16 protein-coding genes are annotated in these 18184 nt (G+C 64.5%); 6 read left to right on the forward strand and 10 right to left on the reverse strand.

Annotated features, from left to right (window positions below; all coding sequences use genetic code 11):
* Positions 1–21: 21 nt before the first annotated feature.
* Both ACZIRK_RS05720 and ACZIRK_RS05725 read left to right on the forward strand, forming a co-directional pair.
* A complete protein-coding gene (locus ACZIRK_RS05720) occupies positions 22–1152 on the forward strand; it encodes an FAD-dependent monooxygenase (protein WP_165435164.1) in 1131 nt (376 codons plus the stop codon).
* A complete protein-coding gene (locus tag ACZIRK_RS05725; RefSeq protein ID WP_130225261.1) occupies positions 1149–2759 on the forward strand; it encodes a benzoate-CoA ligase family protein in 1611 nt (536 codons plus the stop codon). Before ACZIRK_RS05720 ends, ACZIRK_RS05725 begins: the two co-directional genes overlap by 4 nt.
* Positions 2760–3037: 278 nt before the next feature.
* On the opposite strand, the gene ACZIRK_RS05730 is transcribed toward ACZIRK_RS05725, so the two are convergent.
* The 3 genes from ACZIRK_RS05730 to maiA are packed head-to-tail and all read right to left on the reverse strand — an operon-like array spanning position 3038 to position 5362.
* Positions 3038–4225, reverse strand: coding sequence for a 3-hydroxybenzoate 6-monooxygenase (locus ACZIRK_RS05730; RefSeq protein WP_130225260.1), 1188 nt, complete (start codon positions 4223–4225; stop codon positions 3038–3040).
* Positions 4225–4740: a MarR family winged helix-turn-helix transcriptional regulator gene (locus tag ACZIRK_RS05735; RefSeq protein WP_028167905.1), complete on the reverse strand. Its 516-nt coding sequence runs from the start codon at positions 4738–4740 to the stop codon at positions 4225–4227. Before ACZIRK_RS05735 ends, ACZIRK_RS05730 begins: the two co-directional genes overlap by 1 nt.
* Entirely contained in the window at positions 4730–5362 is a 633-nt protein-coding gene (gene maiA / locus ACZIRK_RS05740; protein WP_130225259.1) for a maleylacetoacetate isomerase, read from the reverse strand. Before maiA ends, ACZIRK_RS05735 begins: the two co-directional genes overlap by 11 nt.
* A gap of 104 nt (positions 5363–5466) precedes the next feature.
* Between maiA and gtdA the strand changes: the two genes are divergently transcribed.
* Positions 5467–6507: a gentisate 1,2-dioxygenase gene (gene gtdA, locus ACZIRK_RS05745; protein WP_130225258.1), complete on the forward strand. Its 1041-nt coding sequence runs from the start codon at positions 5467–5469 to the stop codon at positions 6505–6507.
* A gap of 124 nt (positions 6508–6631) precedes the next feature.
* Here gtdA and ACZIRK_RS05750 read toward each other — a convergent pair whose 3' ends face one another.
* The 4 genes from ACZIRK_RS05750 to ACZIRK_RS05765 all read right to left on the reverse strand — a co-directional run bounded on the left by ACZIRK_RS05750 (position 6632) and on the right by ACZIRK_RS05765 (position 10766).
* On the reverse strand, positions 6632–7459 hold the full coding sequence (locus tag ACZIRK_RS05750; protein WP_165435163.1) for an ABC transporter permease: 828 nt from the start codon (positions 7457–7459) through the stop codon (positions 6632–6634).
* Positions 7452–8225, reverse strand: coding sequence for an ABC transporter ATP-binding protein (locus ACZIRK_RS05755; protein ID WP_130225256.1), 774 nt, complete (start codon positions 8223–8225; stop codon positions 7452–7454). Before ACZIRK_RS05755 ends, ACZIRK_RS05750 begins: the two co-directional genes overlap by 8 nt.
* 136 nt (positions 8226–8361) lie before the next feature.
* Positions 8362–9366, reverse strand: coding sequence for an ABC transporter substrate-binding protein (locus ACZIRK_RS05760; RefSeq protein ID WP_130225254.1), 1005 nt, complete (start codon positions 9364–9366; stop codon positions 8362–8364).
* 11 nt (positions 9367–9377) lie between these two features.
* Positions 9378–10766 carry an FAD-dependent oxidoreductase gene (locus tag ACZIRK_RS05765; RefSeq protein WP_130225291.1) on the reverse strand — a complete coding sequence of 463 codons (1389 nt, stop codon included), beginning with the start codon at positions 10764–10766 and terminating at the stop codon, positions 9378–9380.
* Between the two features lie 137 nt (positions 10767–10903).
* Here ACZIRK_RS05765 and ACZIRK_RS05770 point away from each other — a divergent pair, with 137 nt between their 5' ends.
* The 3 genes from ACZIRK_RS05770 to ACZIRK_RS05780 all read left to right on the forward strand — a co-directional run bounded on the left by ACZIRK_RS05770 (position 10904) and on the right by ACZIRK_RS05780 (position 13780).
* Positions 10904–11158, forward strand: a complete 255-nt coding sequence (locus ACZIRK_RS05770) for a hypothetical protein (RefSeq protein ID WP_028167912.1) — start codon at positions 10904–10906, stop codon at positions 11156–11158.
* Between the two features lie 289 nt (positions 11159–11447).
* Positions 11448–12395 (forward strand): AAA family ATPase, encoded by a 948-nt coding sequence (locus ACZIRK_RS05775; RefSeq protein WP_130225253.1) that lies wholly within the window; start codon positions 11448–11450, stop codon positions 12393–12395.
* Between the two features lie 5 nt (positions 12396–12400).
* The gene (locus ACZIRK_RS05780) at positions 12401–13780 is read left to right on the forward strand and encodes a vWA domain-containing protein (RefSeq protein ID WP_130225252.1); all 1380 of its coding nucleotides are present in this window, start codon (positions 12401–12403) and stop codon (positions 13778–13780) included.
* A 258-nt stretch (positions 13781–14038) separates the two neighbouring features.
* Here ACZIRK_RS05780 and ACZIRK_RS05785 read toward each other — a convergent pair whose 3' ends face one another.
* The 3 genes from ACZIRK_RS05785 to ACZIRK_RS05795 are packed head-to-tail and all read right to left on the reverse strand — an operon-like array spanning position 14039 to position 18098.
* Positions 14039–16261, reverse strand: coding sequence for a xanthine dehydrogenase family protein molybdopterin-binding subunit (locus ACZIRK_RS05785; protein ID WP_130225251.1), 2223 nt, complete (start codon positions 16259–16261; stop codon positions 14039–14041).
* The gene (locus ACZIRK_RS05790) at positions 16258–16752 is read right to left on the reverse strand and encodes a (2Fe-2S)-binding protein (RefSeq protein ID WP_130225250.1); all 495 of its coding nucleotides are present in this window, start codon (positions 16750–16752) and stop codon (positions 16258–16260) included. The genes ACZIRK_RS05785 and ACZIRK_RS05790 overlap by 4 nt, the downstream gene beginning before the upstream one ends.
* On the reverse strand, positions 16749–18098 hold the full coding sequence (locus tag ACZIRK_RS05795; protein WP_130225249.1) for a cytochrome c: 1350 nt from the start codon (positions 18096–18098) through the stop codon (positions 16749–16751). The genes ACZIRK_RS05790 and ACZIRK_RS05795 overlap by 4 nt, the downstream gene beginning before the upstream one ends.
* Positions 18099–18184: the final 86 nt, after the last annotated feature.

Consider the following 18184-nt stretch of genomic DNA (forward strand, 5'->3'; position numbering starts at 1 on the left):
CTGTCAATCGGGAGGAATATCGTGCGTATCGCCGTGATCGGCGGAGGTCCCGGCGGCCTCTATTTCGCCTATCTCTGGAAGCGGCGGCACCCGGACGCAGTCGTCGAATTGTTCGAGCAGAACCCGGCCGGTGCGACCTGGGGGTTCGGCGTCGTGTTCTCGGACCAGGCGCTGGAATTCCTGCGCGCCGACGATCCCGATACGGTCGACGCCATCGCGCCGAACATGGAAAGCTGGAAGAACATCACGCTCAACCTGCGCGGGGAGAGCGTCGAGATCGACGGCGTCGGCTTCTCCTCGATCGGCCGACTTGCGCTGCTTTCCCTGTTGCAGGAGCGCGTCCGCGCGGTCGGCGTCACCCCGCAATTCGAAAAACCGATCCAGTCGGTCGACGCGCTGCAAGGCTATGACCTGATCGTCGCCGCGGACGGGCTGAACTCGCTGGTGCGCCGGAGTTTTGAGGGCGACTTCGGGACCTCGCTGTCCTATTCGTCCAACAAGTTCGTCTGGTACGGCACCGCGAAGCGGTTCGAGACGCTATCGCAGACCTTCGTCAAGACCGAACGCGGCGCCTTCAATGCTCACCACTATCGCTATTCGCCGACCATGAGCACGTTCCTGGTCGAGTGTGACCGTGCCACCTGGCACGCCTATGGCTTCGCCAACAAGGACGCCGATCACGCCAAGTCCGTGTGCGAGGAGGTGTTTGCCGAGACGCTCGGCGGACAGCCGCTGATCTCGAACAAATCGCTGTGGCGCAACTTCCCGTGGATCTGGAACGAGCACTGGTCGTTCAAGAACATGGTGCTGATCGGCGACGCCCTGCACTCGGCGCATTTCTCGATCGGCTCCGGCACCCGCCTTGCGATCGAGGACGCGATTGCGCTGACGAAGGCGCTCGAATCCGAGGCGCATGTCTCCACCGCCCTTCACCGCTATGAAGCCGAACGCAAACCGATCGTGAAGAAGCTGGTGACGGCGGCGCGCACCAGCGCCGACTGGTACGAGAAATTCCCCGAACACATGAAGCTCGACCCGATGGATTTTGCCTTCAGTTACATCACCCGTTCGGGACGGATCGACGACGCGCGGCTGCGCGCGATGTCGCCGAACTTCATGGCAGGCTACGAGGCCTCGAGGAGCAAGTCGTGAACGAGATCGCCGACCAGGTACCATCGGACAGTCCGGGCGCGCGCGAGATCGGCTTTGCGCTGTCCGAGCGCTACAACGCAAGCCGCATCCTGTTCGACAATCTCGCGCAGGGCCGCGGGGATTTGACGGCATTGACCGGCCCGGCGGGAACGCGGACCTACCGCGAACTCTGCGCCGACGCCGCGCGCTGGGCCCATGGCTTCGCTTCTCTGGGCCTGAAGCGCGGCGATCGCATCCTGCTGTTCCTGGACGACACCCCCGCCTATCCGGCGGCCTTCTTCGGTGCTATCGGCGCCGGCTTCGTGCCGCTGCTCATCAACACGCTGACGCCGCCGGACCTCCTGCAGTTCTATCTTTCGGACGCGAGCGCAACGGTCGCGGTTGCCGACGCCGAGTTCTGCTCGCGCTTCAGCATTGAGGCCTGCACGGATACGCCGCTGCAAACGCTGATCGTGGTCAATGGCGCGGCCGGCGAGCCTGCCGTACCGCAGGCCCTGCTGGCCGATGAATGGCTGCCGCGTTTTTCGACCGAGCTCGCCACAGCCGACACCCACCGCAACGAGATGGCGTTCTGGATGTATTCCTCCGGCTCGACCGGCCGACCCAAGGGCATCGTGCATCTACACCACGACATGGCCTATAGCGAGCAGGCATTCTCCCGCAGCGTGCTGAAGCTGACGCCGGGCGACATCTGCTTCTCGGTGCCGAAGATTTTCTTCGCCTATGGCTTCGGCAATTCCATCACTTTCCCGTTCTCGGTCGGCGCCGCCACGCTGCTCTTGCCCGGCCAGCCGAAGCCGGCATCGATCTTCGCCGCGATCGAGCAGTATCGTCCGACCGTGTTCTTCGGACTGCCGACACTCTACACCGCGCTGACCAAGGCCGACGGTGCTGACAAGGCCGATTTCTCCTCACTGCGCATGGCGATCTCGGCCGCGGAGGTGCTCTCGGCCGACGTCTTCAACGGTTGGAAGGCACTGACCGGGCTCGAGATCATCGAAGGTCTCGGCTCGACCGAGGTGCTGCACATCTATCTCTGCAACCGCGCGGACAGGAAGAAGCTGGGCGCTGCGGGCGTACGCGTCCCCGGCTACGAGATCCTGCTGCGCGACAAGGACGGCCGCGAGGTCGCCGACAACGAAGAAGGCATTTTGTGGGTGCGCGGCGATTCGAACACGCCGCTGTACTGGAATCGTCCCGACAAGACCGCCGAGACCGTGCGCGATGGCGGCTGGATCTACACCGGCGACCGCTTCGTCCGCGACCGCGACGGCTTCCATTTCTTCCGCGGCCGCGCCGACGACCTGATCAAGATATCAGGCCAATGGGTCTATCCGCTGGAGGTCGAGCTCTGCCTCGCCGATCATCCCGACGTGCGCGAATGCGCAGTCTTCGCCGCCGAACTGCCTGATAGACGCATGACGCTGAAGGCGGTGCTGGTGATGAACGACCGCGCGTTCGATGCGGAGGAGACGGCGAAGCGGCTGCAGGATTACGTGAAGGCAAAGCTGCTGCCGTACAAATATCCGCGCGAGATCAAGTTTATTGACGAGCTGCCGAAAACGGGAACAGGCAAGATCGACCGGCAGGCGGTGATGAAGATGTAATATCCGCTTACGCAACTGCCCCGCCTCTCCCCTTGTGGGAGAGGCCGGAGCGCATGTAGCGAAGCGGAATGAGATCCGGGTGAGGGGTCGCGGTCTATCGAGGGACCACGACTCGCGGAGGCATACCCCTCACCCGGAATCCAAGCTGCGCTTGGATTCCGACCTCTCCCACAAGGGGAGAGGTGGAGCTTGCCGCACGGACATCACGTCACATCAACATTCGTGGTTATGGGTCCCGGGTCAAGCCCGGGACGACGGCGGAGTATGTGGCGCGAGGATCATACTCCCAACCCCGTGCCGCCATAGAGCCAGGCGAGATCCTGGTAATAATCCTCGGACGTCTTCGCGCCCATGATGGCGTTGCGGAAACGGGCGTGGTCGCCGGCGGGGTGATAGATGTGCTCACCGATCGCGCGCGACCAAAGCTGCACCTGCGCGGTGCGCGGGAAGCGTTGTGCACGGTAATGCTCCAGCGCGACTGCGTGGTCGTCGTGATGCGACAGCATGTGCGACAGACACACCGCATCCTCCATCGCCTGGCACGCGCCTTGCGCGAAATATTGCAGCATCGGATGCGCGGCATCGCCGAGCAGCGCGACGCGGCCGTCGACCCAGCGCTCGTTCGGATCGCGGTCGCACAACACCCAGAGCCGCCAGTTCTTGCCGTGACGGATGATGTTTTGCGCACGCGCATGGACGTGCCGAAAGCCCTGCATCACCTCTTCATCGCTGACCGGCTTTCCCGCGACCGGCTCCGGCGCGTCGTTGTGATAGGTGACGACGAGGTTGAATACCTTCCAGTCCGACAGCGGATAATGCACGATATGGCATTTCGGCCCGGCCCACAGCGTCGCCGCGTTCCAGCGCAGATCCTCCGGCATCTCTTCGGTCGGGATCACCGAACGGTAGGTGGTGTGGCCGGACACGCGCGGCGGCCCATCCGATGTGACCTGCTTGCGAATGTTCGACCATAGACCATCGGCGCCGATCAGGAGCCGGCCGGTGACGCGCTCGCCATTGGCGAGGTGCGCGGTGACCGAGGCACTGTCCTGCTCGTAGCCGGTCACCTCGCTGCTGACGCGCAGCTCGATCAGTTCGTGCTCGCGGCAGGCGCGCAGGAACACGCCATGCAAATCGCCGCGATGCACCACAGCATAGGGATTGCCGAACCTGGTTCGGAACGGCTCGCGCAGATCGACATGGGTGATCTCTTCGGCGGTGAGTGCATCCATCAGGCGGAGCTGGTCGATATAGACGGCCATGCGCCGTGCGGCCTCGCCGACGCCGAGATAGTCGAAGGCATGGAATGCGTTCGGGCCGAGCTGGATGCCGGCGCCGATCTCGCCGAGCGTGGCGGACTTTTCCAGCAGGATCGAGCGAATGCCCTTCTGCGCAAGCCCGAGCGCCGCGGCAAGGCCGCCGATGCCGCCACCTGCGATCAGGACCGGGAGGTTGCTCTTTGCCATCAGCCCGACTTCCCGAGATGTTCGAGGGCGTCCTCGGCGCGCAGCGGCACGCGCGAGGCCTCGTTGTTGAGATCGACGAGCTGCGCGAGCAGCGCCATCAGCGTCTTGCGGTCGGCAGGCTTGAGCGGCTGCAGCATCCGCGCCTGGGCACGGTCAACCACGGGCATGATCTCGCGCAGCAGCGAAGCGCCCTGCCGGGTGATGGTGAGCAGCTTGACGCGCTTGTCATCGGAATCGGACTTGCGCTCGATCAGACCCTTGGTCTGCAGCCGCTCGATCACATTGCCGAGCGTGGAGCGATCGAAGGCGATCACGGCGGACAGCCGCGTCGCATCGATGCCGGGATGGGTGTGGATCGCGATCAGCGCGGCATATTGCACCGGCGTCAGGTCGAACGCCCTGCACTCCTCGACAAAAATCGAGACAGCGATCTGCTGCATCCGCCGGAACAGATAGCCGGGCGCGGTATAGACCGCGTCCATGGTAACAAGGGTTGGCTTGTTATTATTCGGCATCGCCTTGCTTGTCCGGAGCGGCGTCGGCAAACGCCCTCATTGCCTTGGCTGCGGCTTCCGCCTTGAGCAGCCGCGGAAAAGCGCTGACATCGACACCGAAACGCCGCGCATTAGCAAGCTGCGGCACCAGGCAAAGGTCGGCCAGCGTCGGCATAGCTCCAAAGCAGAACGGCCCTGCTCCGCCCGCAGCCAATATCTCGCAGGCCGAAAGCCCCTCGCGGTTAGCCCAGGCCGCCCATTCCGTTACCTTTTCTTCAGGCAGGCCAAGCTGTCGCAGCCGCGCCAGCACTTTCAGGTTTTGCACCGGATGGGTGTCGCAGGCGATGGCCTGCGCGAAGGCGCGGACTTTTGCGCGCTGCAGCGAATCCGTTGGCAATAGCGGCGGTTCTGGATGGCTCTCGTCGAGCCATTCGATGATGGCGAGCGACTGGGTCAGTATCGCGCCCGCATCGCTTTCCAATGTCGGCACCAGCCCTTGCGGATTGATTGCGAGATAGGCGGGCGCGCATTGTTCGCCTTTGCGAAGATGATGCGGCAGATGCTCAACGGTGAGCCCCTTCAGGTTCAGCGCGATCCGCACCCGATACGCGGCGCTGCTGCGGAAATAGCCGTGCAGCTTCATCGGAACCTCCCTGGTGTCTTCTGATTTTCTTCAAGTTGACGCTAGCCATATTGTCAGTATGCTGTCAATCAGCGAACAACATAGAAATGGACGGGAGGCCTGCCATGGAAGCGGTGCAGAAGACGCCGGAGCGCGAGGCGTTCTACAAGAAGATCGACGGCGAAAATCTTTCCGCGCTCTGGAACGTGATGAACGATCTGATCACGCCGGAGCCGAGGAGCGCCTGCCGGCCGCACCTGTGGAAGTTCGACCAGATCCGCGACTACATGAATGAGGCAGGCAAGCTGATCACGGCCAAGGAAGCCGAGCGTCGAGTGCTCGTGCTGGAAAACCCCGGCCTGCGCGGGCAATCGAAGATCACGACGTCGCTGTTTGCCGGCGTGCAGATGGTGGTGCCCGGCGATATCGCCCCGGCCCACCGCCACAGCCAATCGGCGCTGCGCTTCGTGCTCGAGGGCAAGGGCGCTTATACGTCCGTCGACGGTGAGCGCACCGCGATGTCGCCGGGCGATTTCGTGATCACGCCGTCGATGACCTGGCACGACCATTCCAACGAAACCAGCGAGCCGATGTTCTGGCTCGACGGGCTCGACATCCCAATGGTGCAGTTCTTCGACGCTTCCTTCGCCGAGGGCGCGAAGGAAGATCAGCAGCAGATCACAAAACCCGCCGGCGACAGCTTTGCGCGCTATGGTCACAACCTGCTGCCGGTCGACCAGAAGCGCGCGTCGAAGACGTCGCCGATCTTCAACTATCCCTACAGCTACACCCGCGAAGCGCTGGAGCGGGCCAAGGCGCGCGACGAATGGGACGCCTGTCACGGCCTGAAGCTGAAATTCTCCAATCCCGAGACCGGCGACTATGCGATGCCGACCATCGGCACTTTCATCCAGCTTCTGCCGAAGGGCTTCAAGACCGCGCGCTATCGCTCAACGGATGCGACCGTATTCGCCGCGATCGAGGGCAAGGGCCGCACCAGGATCGGCGAGCAGACCTTCGAATGGGGCCCGCGCGACCTGTTCGTGGTGCCGAGCTGGCACTGGGTCACGCATGAGGCGGATGTCGAGTCGGTGCTTTTCAGCTTCTCCGACCGCCCGGTGCAGCAGAAGCTCGACCTGTTCCGTGAAGACCGCGGCAACGCGTAAACGCCGTCTCCGTCATGGCCGGGCTTGACCCGGCCAGCCACGCCTTTGGCGCAACAGGAGAGCAAGAGCGTGGATGCCCGGGACAAGCCCGGGCATGACGGCTGTGGTGGAGCGGAACCACCTCTCATCGCCAGTGGAGCAACCTCGCCTCAAGCAAATTGATCAGCTTCCCCACTGCGAGCCCGAACAGCGACAGGATCACGACGCCGGCGAGCAGTTGATCGGTCTGCATCAGATTGCCGGCCTGCAGCACGAAAGCGCCGATGCCGTACTGCGCGCCGATCATCTCGGCGCTCACCACCAATAGCAGCGCGACCGAGGCGGTGATGCGAAAACCCGCCAGGATCGAGGGCAGCGCGCCCGGCCAGATCACGCGCCGCACGATGGCATGAAACGGCACGTTGAAGCTTTGCGCCATGCGGATCAGATTGCGCGGCACAGCATCGACGCCGCTATAGACCGAGATCGCTGTGGAGAAGAACACCCCGAGCGCGATGGTCGCGATCTTGGGCTCCTCGCCGATCCCGAGCCAGAGGATCAACAGCGGCAGCAGCGCGATCTTCGGAATCGGAAACAGCGCCGAGATGAAGGTGATGCCGACGCCGCGTGCCAGCGTCGACAGGCCGATCGCGAAACCGACGATGACGCCGGCCACCGTGCCAAGCAGCCAGCCAACGCCGATCCGCATCACCGACCAGCCGAGATGCTGCCAGAGCGCGCCCGACATCGCGAGCTTATAGGTCGCGACCGCGATCGCCGATGGCGGGGGCAGGAACAGCGGATTGACCCATCCGGCACTGCCCGCCAGTTGCCACAGTGCGATGACGAGCGCGAGCGCGATCCAGCCCGACGCGCGCCCCGTGCTCGGCGTGAAGCCGGCGCCGCGAAACGCGACCGGCCGCGGCTTGGCGTCGATATCCGATGGTGTCTCTGGTGGCGCGCGCTCAAGCATGCTGCACCTCGCGCTCGGCATCGATCGCTTCCTCGCGGATCAGCGACCACAGCTCGTCCTGCAGCACCAGCAGTTTTTCGCGCACGTCCCTGTCGCCGCGCTCGCTGCGCGTCATCGCAATGGGCACGACTTTGCGGATGCGTCCGGGCCGGCGCGACAGCACCACGATGCGGTCTGCAAGCCGCACCGCTTCCTCCAGATTATGCGTGACATAGACTGCGCCCATTGCGCCGTCGGCAAGCAGGCGGACGAAATCCTCCATCAGGAGTTCGCGCGTCTGCGAATCCAGCGCCGAGAGCGGCTCGTCCATCAAGAGGATTGCCGGCTTTACGGCGAGCGCCCTCGCAATGCCGACGCGCTGGCGCATACCGCCGGAAAGCTGTTTTGGGTAGGTCCCACGAAAATCGAAAAGCCCGGTGCGGCGGAGCGCATCATCGACGATGCCGCGGCGCTCCGCAGCACTGAGTGCCGCATGCTCGAGCGGGAACGCGACGTTCTCCTCGACCGTGCACCAGGGCAGCAGCGCAAAATCCTGGAACACGAAGGTCAGCGGATTGAGGCTGTCCTTCGGTGGCGCACCGCGCAGCTCGGCCGCGCCGCCGCTCGGCCGCAACAGGCCGCCGAGGATCGAGAGCAGCGTGCTCTTGCCGCAGCCGGAGGGGCCGACAATCGCAACCACCTCGCCCGCCCGCACCGTGAACGAGACGTCGTCGAGCACGTCGAGCGTGTCGAAGCGGTGGCTGATATGGTCGGCGATCAGGTCCATCTGGCTCTTGCTTGGCTCCGCACTTCGTTCTCGCTCGTCATGCCCGGGCTTGTCCCGGGCATCCACGTCTTTCTTTCCCTGGCCACAAAGTGCGTGGATGGCCGGGACAAGCCCGGCCATGACGGCGACTACGGTATCAATCCGGCTTCACATGTTCCTTCGCGATGATGCTGTCCGCATCAAAACCCTTGTCGACAAAGCCCTGCTCCTGCAGCCAGGAAATCTGGTTGGCGACGTTGTTGACGTCGAGCTTGCCGTCGGGATCGATATAGGCGCAATTGCCCACCACCTGCTCAACTGGCAGATTTGTGTATTTGGCGATGATGTCGAGCAGCGGTTTTGTCTTTTCGTTGATCGGTGCTGTGCCGTTCTTCATCGCGGCCAGGATCACGTCGTGATATTCGCGGTCGGCCTTCACCAAAGCTGCAAGCAGTTTCGTCACCAGCGCCTTGTTTGAAAGCGTCCTTGGCGAAGCGAACACAGCGCCAAGCTGCCACGGCGTCTCGTCGCCGACCCAGCCGAGGAGTTTGGCGCCGTTCGTCTCCATCAGCGGGCGCGCGGTCGAGACCGGCAGCAGCGCCGCATCGACGGTTTCGCCCTTCAGCGCGGCGGCCGCGTTCGAGAGCGATTGCAGCGGCACCACCTTCACGTCCGCAAGCTTGAAGCCATATTTGTCGGCGAGCAGGCCGAGCGAATAATGAAAGCTGGAGCCGACCTGCGTCACCGCCACGCGCTTGCCCGCAAGATCCTTCGGCGTCTTCAGCCCGGCCGCATAGGCGTTGTTTGAGGCGAAATAGCCGATCAAGGGGTACCCGGCCTTCTCGCGGCTCATGCCGCCGATCACCTTCAGCGTGCCCTTGCCGGCGAGATTGTAGAGCCCGGCGGTGAAGGCGGTGACGCCGAAATCGACATCGCCCGAAGTGGTGGCGACCGCGATCGGCTGCGCCGCGTCAAAGAATTTCAGTTCAACATCGAGCCCGGCCTCGCGGAAATAGCCCTTGTCCTGCGCGATGAACACCGGCGCCGAGGACGACAGCCGGAGCACGCCGATCTTGGCCTTCAGCAGCTCATCGGCCCGCGCTGTCCCGCTCGCCGTCAGCGCCAGCAGGCCCGCAAGCGCAAGCCGCACAAAACCCTTCATCCACTTTCTCCTCACAATCCGTCAGGAACTTTCTGCTCGCGCCCGATGAAGGCGCCCTGCTGTTTCAGTCCCTGTTGCAGCCTGTCTACAGCGATGTCGCGCGGCCTGGTATTGCCGGACAGCGCCAGCGCGGCGGCCGAGCCTGCCGCTTCCCCCATGGCAAAGCAGGCGCCGGAGACCCGTGCCGCCGACTGTCCCTCATGGGTCATCGAGGCGCAGCGCCCGGCAATGAGGAGATTGTCGACGCATTCAGGCACCAGCATGCGATAGGGCAGTTCGTTGAAGCCGCGCGATTCCGGGATCGGCGGGAACTTGAAGATGACATCGCCGGCGACATGCGCCTCGATCGGCCAGCCGTTGACGCCGATGGAATCCTCGAACGAGGCGCAGCCGAGCACATCCTCGACGCTGAGTTTGTAACCACCGACCACGCGCCGCGTTTCGCGGATGCCGAGCTGCGGCGGCAGGTCGACGATGTAGGAATTCTCGAAGCCCGGCACCGTGCGCAGGAATTCGAACGCCTGGATCGCCTGGCGGCGGCCGTCGATCTCGCCGCGGGTAAGGTCATCGGGCTCGAGGCCATTGACGGCCGAGCCGTCCTCGCGCGCAAGCTGGGTGAAGTTCACCCGCCATTCGATCTGCGAGCGCTGCGGCCGCACGATGGCGGCCTTGCGCGGAAACTGGTGGGTACCGGCGGCTTCCGCCTTTTCCATCAGCGCCGGGATCGTGCGCCAGGCGTCCCCGGCCTTTTCGGGGTCGATGCCGTTGAGACGGAACATCATGGAGGGGTAGAGCATGCTGCCCTGCTCATCGCCAATCTCGTACGGCGCGCCGGCCCAGGCGGCGAGATCGCCGTCACCTGAGCAATCGATGAAGATGCTGGCCAGCACCGCGCGGCGGCCAGCCTTAGTCTCTACCATCAGCGCGCCGATGCGCTTCTCGCCATCCATCACGACGCCGGCACCGAGCGCATGGAAAAGGATATCGACCTTGTGGCTCGCCAGGAGATCGTCGGCCGCGATCTTGTAGGCCGCGGTGTCATAGGCCTGCGCCAGGATCTTGCCGAGGATCAGATGCGGCTTGTTCAGCCCGCCGAGACGGTCGATTCGATCCAGCAGGTCGGAGGCGATGCCCTGCACCACCCGATGCGCTTCGCCGTGGACATTGGCGTGCAATCCGCAAAAGTTGGTCACGCCCGCGGCGGTGCCCATGCCGCCGAGAAAGCCGTAGCGCTCGATCAGGAGCGTGCGCCGCCCCGCACGCGCTGCCGCAACCGCTGCCGCGATCCCGGCAGGCCCACCGCCGAGCACCGCGACTTCATATTCGCCATAGATCGGCACGCGCCGTGCGGGTTCGTCGATCGTCTTTGGCACGCTTGCTTCCCGGAAGTGACCCGCCATCATGACGGGCTGGAGGATTTTGTTATCGCAACAACGGGCTAGCAAAGAAAGCTCGGTCAGGAAATGGCTCGCGCGCAAAGTTGATGTTGCTCGCGTTTCACGGAACTGAGACAAGGGGCCGGTAAAGGACGGGCGACATGAAACTCCTCAGCCTCATAACCCTCGGCCTTCTGGTCGGCTTCGCCCCTCCCTCGGCAGCGGTCGAGCAATGCCGGTTCATCCAGGCGAAAGCCGAGCGGGAAGCCTGCTACGAGCGGCAGGCCGTGGCGCTCGAGGCCAAGCGCAAGCCGGAGCCGGTCTACGACAGCAAGCCGATGGAATCGCTGCAGCAGATGCGGCGGGATGACGAGGAAGTCTACAAGAGCTTGCGCAGCATCTGCCGCGGCTGCTGAGCGGCGTCGACGGTACTTCCCCCTCTCCCCATTCTTACGGGGGGAGGGTTGGGGCGGCCTCCGCAAACACCGTGACAGATGGAATCGCGGGGGGCTCCCCCTCACCCGGATCGCATCTGCGATGCGATCCGGCCTCGCGAAGCGGAATTCGCCTCCCGGTTCGAGAACAAATATCGCTAGGCGGAAAATGCCGGAACCAGGTCTGCCCTCGCGCAAATGAGCCTTGTGCTTTGGCGGAGAGGGAGGCAGAACAACCTGATGCACCAAGGCAAATCCGGAGCTCACATCGGTGGCTGACAATCGGCCTGCGGCCTCGATCGAGGCCGTCGAAAGCGGCCTCGCCGCGCAAGGCTATATCGCGAGCCGGCAGATCGCGACCGCGGTTTATCTGTCGCAGGAAATCGAGAAACCGATCCTGGTCGAAGGGCCCGCGGGCGTCGGCAAGACCGAGCTGGCGAAGGCGATCGCCGCCTGGCGCGGCATGAAAATGATCCGCCTGCAATGCTACGAGGGCCTCGATGAGGCCAAGGCGCTGTATGAGTGGAAATACGCCAAACAGCTCCTCTACACCCAGATCTTGAAGGACAAGCTCGGCGAGGTGCTGGGCGGCGCGCAGACGCTGCATCAGGCGCTGGACCAGCTCCACACCTTCGGCGACGTGTTCTTCTCCAAGGAGTTCGTCGAGCCGCGGCCGCTGCTGCAGGCGCTGGAGCAACCGGCGGGCTGCGTGCTCCTGATCGACGAGATCGACAAGTCGGACGCCGAGTTCGAGTCGCTGCTCCTCGAAATCCTCAGCGATTTCCAGGTCACCATTCCCGAGCTCGGCACGGTTTCGGCGATCGCGCCGCCGACCGTGATCCTGACCTCCAACAGCGAGCGCGATCTCGGCGACGCCCTAAAGCGGCGCTGCCTGCATCTGCATATCGGCTTTCCCGAACAGAAGCTGGAAGAACGCATCGTCGAGAGCCGCGTGCCCGGCATCTCGCAGACGCTGCGCCGGCAGATGGTCGGCTTTATTCATGAAATCCGCACCCTCGACCTGAAGAAGTTGCCGTCGGTCAGCGAGACCATCGACTGGGCGCGCGTGCTGGTGCTGCTGCAGGCGACCGAGCTCGACCACGAGATCGTCAAGGACACGCTGAACGTCCTGCTCAAATACGAGGCCGACATCGAGGCCGCGCAGCCGCAACTCACCACCTTCATCGCCAAGGCGTCGCGGCAGGGCGTGTTCGGGTAGACGCCATGCGCGAGAACCTGCATCGGTTCCTTCGTGCCGCGCGCGGAGCCGGGGTCCGGGTCTCGCCTGCCGAAAGCATCGATGCGATGCGCGCGGTCTCAAAGGTCGGCTTTGCCGATCGCGGCGTCCTGCGCGACACTTTCCTGCTGACGCTTGCGAAGTCGCAGGACGAGAAGCGCGCGCTCGGCGAATGTTTTGATCTGTTCTTCAGCCAGCCCGAGCCGGCGCAGGATACGGCGCAGGACGAGAGCAAGTCGGACGATGCCGAGCGGGCGGATTCAAGCGCTGGCTCCGATTCCTCGAGCGAAAGCGGCAGCGGCGATCAGGCCCAGAATCTTGGCCCCCTCGCGCAGATGCTGCTGTCGCAGGACCGTAATGCGATAGCGGCGGCGATCGCGAACGCCTCCGGCGCGGCCTCGCTCTCAAACATCAGATACTTCACCCAACGCGGCATCTTCTCGGGCCGCATCCTGGACGCCATGGGCATCCAGCGCCTGCGCGACGATCTCGACAACCTGACCGCGACCAATCCGGCATTGGCCGAGCGGCTGCAGGCGGCACTCGACGGATTGCGCGGCACCGTCCGCGACACGGTCTCGCAGGCGCTTCTGCTCTACGGCCGCGAGGAGGCCGAGAACCTGCGCAACGAGATCCTGCGCAATGCGCCGCTCGCCCGGATTGAGCCGCGCCAGGTCGAGCAGATGCGCGCGCTGATCCGCCAGATCGCCAGCCGCCTGCGCGAACGCTACTCCAAGCCGCGCAAGCGCCAGCGCCGCGGCCATCTCGACGTGCGCCGCACGCTGCGGCGAAACGCGGCCTGGGGTGGCGTGCCCTTCCTGACCGCCTGGAAGCGCAAGCACCGCGACCGGCCGAAGATCGTCGCGCTCTGCGACGTCTCCGGCTCGGTCGCGCGCGTGTCCGATTTCTTCCTGCTGTTGATCCACTCGCTGCACGAAGTGGTCGACGATGTCCGCTCCTTTGCCTTCTCCGGCCATCTGATCGAGGTGAGCGACATATTGGAGGACAAATCGCCTGAGGCGGCGATGGCCGAGATCATGTCGAAGGTCGGCTTCGGCTCTTCCGACTATGGCAATTCGCTTGCCGATTTCGAGAAGGGCTGGATGGACACGATCACGCCGCAGACCACCGTGATCGTGCTCGGGGACGCCCGCAGCAACAACCTCGATCCGCGCGCCGACATCTTGCGCCGCATCGCCGAGCGTTCGAAACGCCTGGTCTGGCTCAACCCCGAGGGACGCATGACCTGGGGCTTCGGCGATTCGGAAATGCCGCGTTACGCCACCTTCTGCAGCGTGGTGCGCCAATGTGCCACCGCCCAGCAGCTCGAACGCGCGGTCTCCGATATCGTCGCGACTTATCAATAAACCGCGGGCGGCGTGAAACGTTGCGCGACGCTGGCGCGGCGAACGCCACCTCTCCCCTTGTGGGAGAGGTCGGAATTCAAGCGCAGCTTGAATTCCGGGTGAGGGGTCTGCCTCCGCGAGCACAGTGCGTGGAGAGAGACCCCTCACCCGCATCGCATTCCGCTTCGCTGCATGCGATACGGCCTCTCCCACAAGGGGAGAGGCGCGTCCGAACAAGTAGAGACGGCGCGCACGATGTCAGCGCGATACTCTTACCGTTCACGCGTCGATCGCGTCTTTGATGCGTTTGCGCGTCAGCGGCAGGTTGCGCAGACGTTTGCCGGTGGCGTGGGCGATGGCGTTGGCGATCGAGGCTGCGGCGGGGCCCTGACCGGTCTCGCCGCTGCCGAGGGCCGGCTGGCCAGGGCGGTTGATGATGTGGACATCGATGCGGTCAGGCACCGCGTCGAAGCGCAGGATCGGATAGGTCTGCCAGTCGATGCTGGTGATCCTGGTGTCGTCGAAGCTGACGCTCTCATACAGCGTCCAGCTCATCGATTGCATGATCGCGCCCTCGATCTGGTTGGTCAGCCCGTCCGGATTGACGACCTGCCCGGAATCGACAGCGGCGACCGCGCGCAGCAGCCGCGCACGTCCGGTCTCGCGATTGACTTCGACTTCCGAAGCGATGGCGCAATGGGCCGCAAGGTTCTTGTAACGCGCGAAGGCAAAGCCGTAGCCGCGGCCGGCTTGCGGTTTCTGATCTCGCGTCCAGCCAAATTCCTGCGCGGCCTTTTCGATGACGTCGCGTCCGCGCGCGTCCTCGAGATGCCGCAAGCGAAACTCGACCGCATCGGCGCCGGCGAGCCCGGCAAGCTCATCCATGAAGCTCTCGATCGAGAACACATTGTGATAGGCGCCGAGCGCGCGCATCGCCGAAATCCGCAGCGGCATCGCTGGAATGAAATGATGCACCACGTGCGCGTTGGCAAAATTGTAGAGCGGGATCGCGTTGCGGTCGCCGCCGCCTTCCGGCAAAGGCAACGGCTTTGGCGGCGGAACGGCAAAGCCCTGCGCCATGTGCTGCGCAGCAAGCAGCGTGCCGGCGTTGCCCGGCCGCATCGAATGGGTGTTGCTCCACACCGCAAAATTCCAGTCGGCGATGCGGCCATCGGCGTCGAGCGAGGCCTTCAGCTTCGTCACCATCGCCGGCCCGAACGGCTCCCAGGCGTGTTCCTGCTCGCGCATCCACTGCACGCGCACCGGCCGCCCGGGCAGCGCCCGCGCGATCAGCGCAGCGTCGGCCGCGACATCGTCGGCGCCGTTATGGCCGTAGCAGCCGGATCCCTCGACATGGATCAGGCGGACGCTCGCGGGCGGCATCCGCAGCATCTCCGCAATCGCCTGGCGGTCGGGATAGACGCCCTGGGTGTGCGTCCAGACCGTCATCGCGTCGCCGACAAAATGCGCCACGGCGCAGGATGGTCCGATCGAGCCATGCGACTGATAGGGGCGCGTGTAAGTAGCCTCGAGGGTCTTTTGGCCGGAGACGGAAGGATCGCTGCGATTGAAGATGGTGGAATCCTGGGAGGGCAGGCTGGTGATCACATTGAGCAAATCATCCTGCCTTGGCAGGCTCGGGCTTTCCTTCCATTTCGCGGCGGCGGCGAGCGCGTTCATCGCCTTGACCGCCTGAAATTCCTTGTCCGCGACCACCGCAAGGAAATTGCCATCGCGCACGACCTTGACGACTCCGGGCAGTTTCTCGACGGCCGAGCTATCGCATTCGACAAGCTGCGCGCCATAGCTCGGCGGCCGCACCACACGCGCATGCACCATGCCGGGTAGCCGCATGTCCTGCACATAGGCTTCACCGCCCGTGACCTTTGCCGGGATATCCACGCGCGGCACGGGGCGGCCCATGATCTTGAAAGTCGCCGGATCTTTCAATTTCGATTGCGGCTGCGCCTGCACATGAAGCATGTCGGCAGCGACCAGTTCACCGTAGGTGAGCCGCCTGCCATCCCGAGCAACGACCGCGCCGTTGTCGGTCTTCAGGCTCTCGGCGGCGAGGGCGAACCGCCGCGCCGCCTCCGCGATCAGGAGTTCGCGCACCTGCGCGGCGGCATTCAGGATCGCGGTGCCGGAATCCTGCATCGAGTGGCTGCCTGAGGTATAACCCTCGTTGGCCGTGAGTTGCGTGTCCGCGGTGACGACGTGGATCGCTTGGAAGGCCACATCGAGCTGTTCGGCGGCGATCTGCTGGAACGCCGTCTTGAATCCCTGCCCCAGCTCGACCTTGCCCGTCAAGGCGGTGATGCGGCCATCGGAATCGATGCGGAGCCAGGAATCGAGATAAGGCGCGGTCGCGAGGCTGCCCGGCCGCTTTGCAGCCGCCGGCGCTCCTTCTTGCGCGAACGCGCGGCTTAGCGAGAAGCTGACAATGAGGGCGCCGCCACCCTGCAGCACGCGGCGGCGATCGAGGATGACAGGCGCATTCATTGGCCGCTCCTCTCGTTTGCGGATGCATCCGCCGTATCCATCAATCGCGCGGCGCGATGCACCGCGCGCAGGATGCGCATATGGGTGCCGCAACGGCAAAGATTGGGTTGCAGCTCGGCACGGATCTGCGCATCGGTCGGCTTTGGATTCCTGAGCAGCAGCGCCTGCGCCCGCATCATCATGCCGGCGATGCAATAGCCGCATTGCGCCGCCTGCTCCTCCATGAAGGCGCGCTGGATCGGCGCCGGTGCGGACACGGTGCCGAGACCTTCCAGCGTCGTCACCTGCTTGCCCTCGAGCAGCACCAGCGGCGTCACGCAGGACAGCACGGCCCTGCCATCGACGATGACGGTGCACGAGCCGCATTGGCCGAGCCCGCAGCCGAACTTGGCAGCGTTGAGCTTCAGGTCGTCGCGCAGCACGTAGAGCAGCGGCGTATCCGGATCGGCATCGATGTGATTTTCCTGGCCGTTGACCTTCAATGTCATCATGGCTGGTCTCGCTGCGAAGGGTCGGCCGGCGCATTGCGCGGCCCAATGGAAGTCTGGAGAAGCGCGGTCTGGGTGCGGCGCGCATCCGCAACGGTCTTTTCAACGTCAGTCCAGGGCTGTTCCTTGCTGAAACGCGTGCGCAGGTAATTGAGGAGCGAAGTAACCTGCGCGTCGGTCATGCTGTCGGCGAAGCCCGGCATGATCGGACTGCGTTCGCCCGCCACCGCCGGAACGCCGGCCAAAATGAGATTGGCGAGGTTGCGGGGATCAGGACTGGTGACCGCAGTGCTCAGCGCAAGGTTGACGCCGCCATAAGGCAGCGGCCGGCCGGATTCATGGCAGGAGGCGCAGGCCGCGACGTAGATCGCGGCACCCGTCGGGTCTCCTTGCGCAGGTGCCGATTCGGCTTGGGCGAGCACAGCGCTGCGATCGCGTTCCGGCTTCGCCGCGCCGGAGACGTCCGTCATATAGATGGCGATGGCGCGCACGTCGCTATCGGGCACCGTGGAGAGGTTGCTCACCACTTCGGCCATCGGCCCGCGTGCGGTGCCATGATCGGGATGCCAGCCGTTGCGCAAATAGGCATAAAGCGACTCCGTGTTCCACGGCACCGGCGCATGCGCGCGGTCGTTAAGGGCATAAGCGTGCCAATTGTCGGCCTCGCCGCCGGCAAATTGCGCGCTCACGCGCTCGGCGCCCAGCGCATTGCGCGGCGTGTGGCAGGCGCCGCAATGGGCAAGGCCGTCGACCAGATAGGCGCCGCGGTTCCATTCGGCGCTCTTTGCCGGATCCGGCTGGAATGTCTCGCGGCGCAGGAACAGCAGTTTCCATCCGGCGATGATGGGCCGCTGATCCAGCGGAAAGACGAGTTCGTCCGGCCGGGCCACCGCATGCACCGGCGGCCGGGTCATCAGGAACGCATAAAGCGCCCGGTCGTCCTCATCGGTGACATTGGTGAAGTGGTCATAGGGGAAGGTCGGATAGAGATGCTGGCCCTCGCGATTGACGCCGCTGCTCATGGCGCGGCCGAACGCCTCTTCCGACCACCTGCCGATGCCGGTCTCCGGATCCGGCGTGATGTTGGAGGAGAAGACCACACCGAACGGGGTCGGGACCGGCACGCCGCCGGCAAAATCCTGGCCGCCACGCACGGTGTGACAGCTACTGCAATTTCCCAGTGCAGCGAGCTCGCGGCCACGCTTGACAACGGCCGGATCGAACGATGCCGGTGGCGGCGGTTCGATCGCGGCGATTGCGGGTTGCCACACGATCGCAAAGGCCGCCACTGCGCCTGCGGCCAGCGCGACAGCGACAATGCCTGCGATGATCCGTGGCGATCTCGCCATGCCGGCCATTTGAGTTTGTGGTTGGACCGTGTTTTAACACGGATATCCCGGCATCGTTCGCCGGCGGGGCTCCCGATCACCGCTTC

It is taken from the genome of Bradyrhizobium sp. Leo114 (assembly GCF_055229415.2).

Bases quoted from the DNA above. Each gene is read 5' to 3' on its own strand.
- ACZIRK_RS05770 (WP_028167912.1), top strand. From the start codon at position 10,904: ATGAAACTCCTCAGCCTCATAACCCTCGGCCTTCTGGTCGGCTTCGCC.
- maiA (WP_130225259.1), bottom strand. From the start codon at position 5,362: ATGAAGCTGCACGGCTATTTCCGCAGCAGCGCCGCGTATCGGGTGCGG.
- ACZIRK_RS05795 (WP_130225249.1), bottom strand. From the start codon at position 18,098: ATGGCGAGATCGCCACGGATCATCGCAGGCATTGTCGCTGTCGCGCTG.
- ACZIRK_RS05765 (WP_130225291.1), bottom strand. From the start codon at position 10,766: ATGGCGGGTCACTTCCGGGAAGCAAGCGTGCCAAAGACGATCGACGAA.
- ACZIRK_RS05780 (WP_130225252.1), top strand. From the start codon at position 12,401: ATGCGCGAGAACCTGCATCGGTTCCTTCGTGCCGCGCGCGGAGCCGGG.
- ACZIRK_RS05790 (WP_130225250.1), bottom strand. From the start codon at position 16,752: ATGATGACATTGAAGGTCAACGGCCAGGAAAATCACATCGATGCCGAT.
- ACZIRK_RS05785 (WP_130225251.1), bottom strand. From the start codon at position 16,261: ATGAATGCGCCTGTCATCCTCGATCGCCGCCGCGTGCTGCAGGGTGGC.
- ACZIRK_RS05755 (WP_130225256.1), bottom strand. From the start codon at position 8,225: ATGGACCTGATCGCCGACCATATCAGCCACCGCTTCGACACGCTCGAC.
- ACZIRK_RS05730 (WP_130225260.1), bottom strand. From the start codon at position 4,225: ATGGCAAAGAGCAACCTCCCGGTCCTGATCGCAGGTGGCGGCATCGGC.
- ACZIRK_RS05760 (WP_130225254.1), bottom strand. From the start codon at position 9,366: ATGAAGGGTTTTGTGCGGCTTGCGCTTGCGGGCCTGCTGGCGCTGACG.
- ACZIRK_RS05750 (WP_165435163.1), bottom strand. From the start codon at position 7,459: ATGCTTGAGCGCGCGCCACCAGAGACACCATCGGATATCGACGCCAAG.
- gtdA (WP_130225258.1), top strand. From the start codon at position 5,467: ATGGAAGCGGTGCAGAAGACGCCGGAGCGCGAGGCGTTCTACAAGAAG.
- ACZIRK_RS05735 (WP_028167905.1), bottom strand. From the start codon at position 4,740: ATGCCGAATAATAACAAGCCAACCCTTGTTACCATGGACGCGGTCTAT.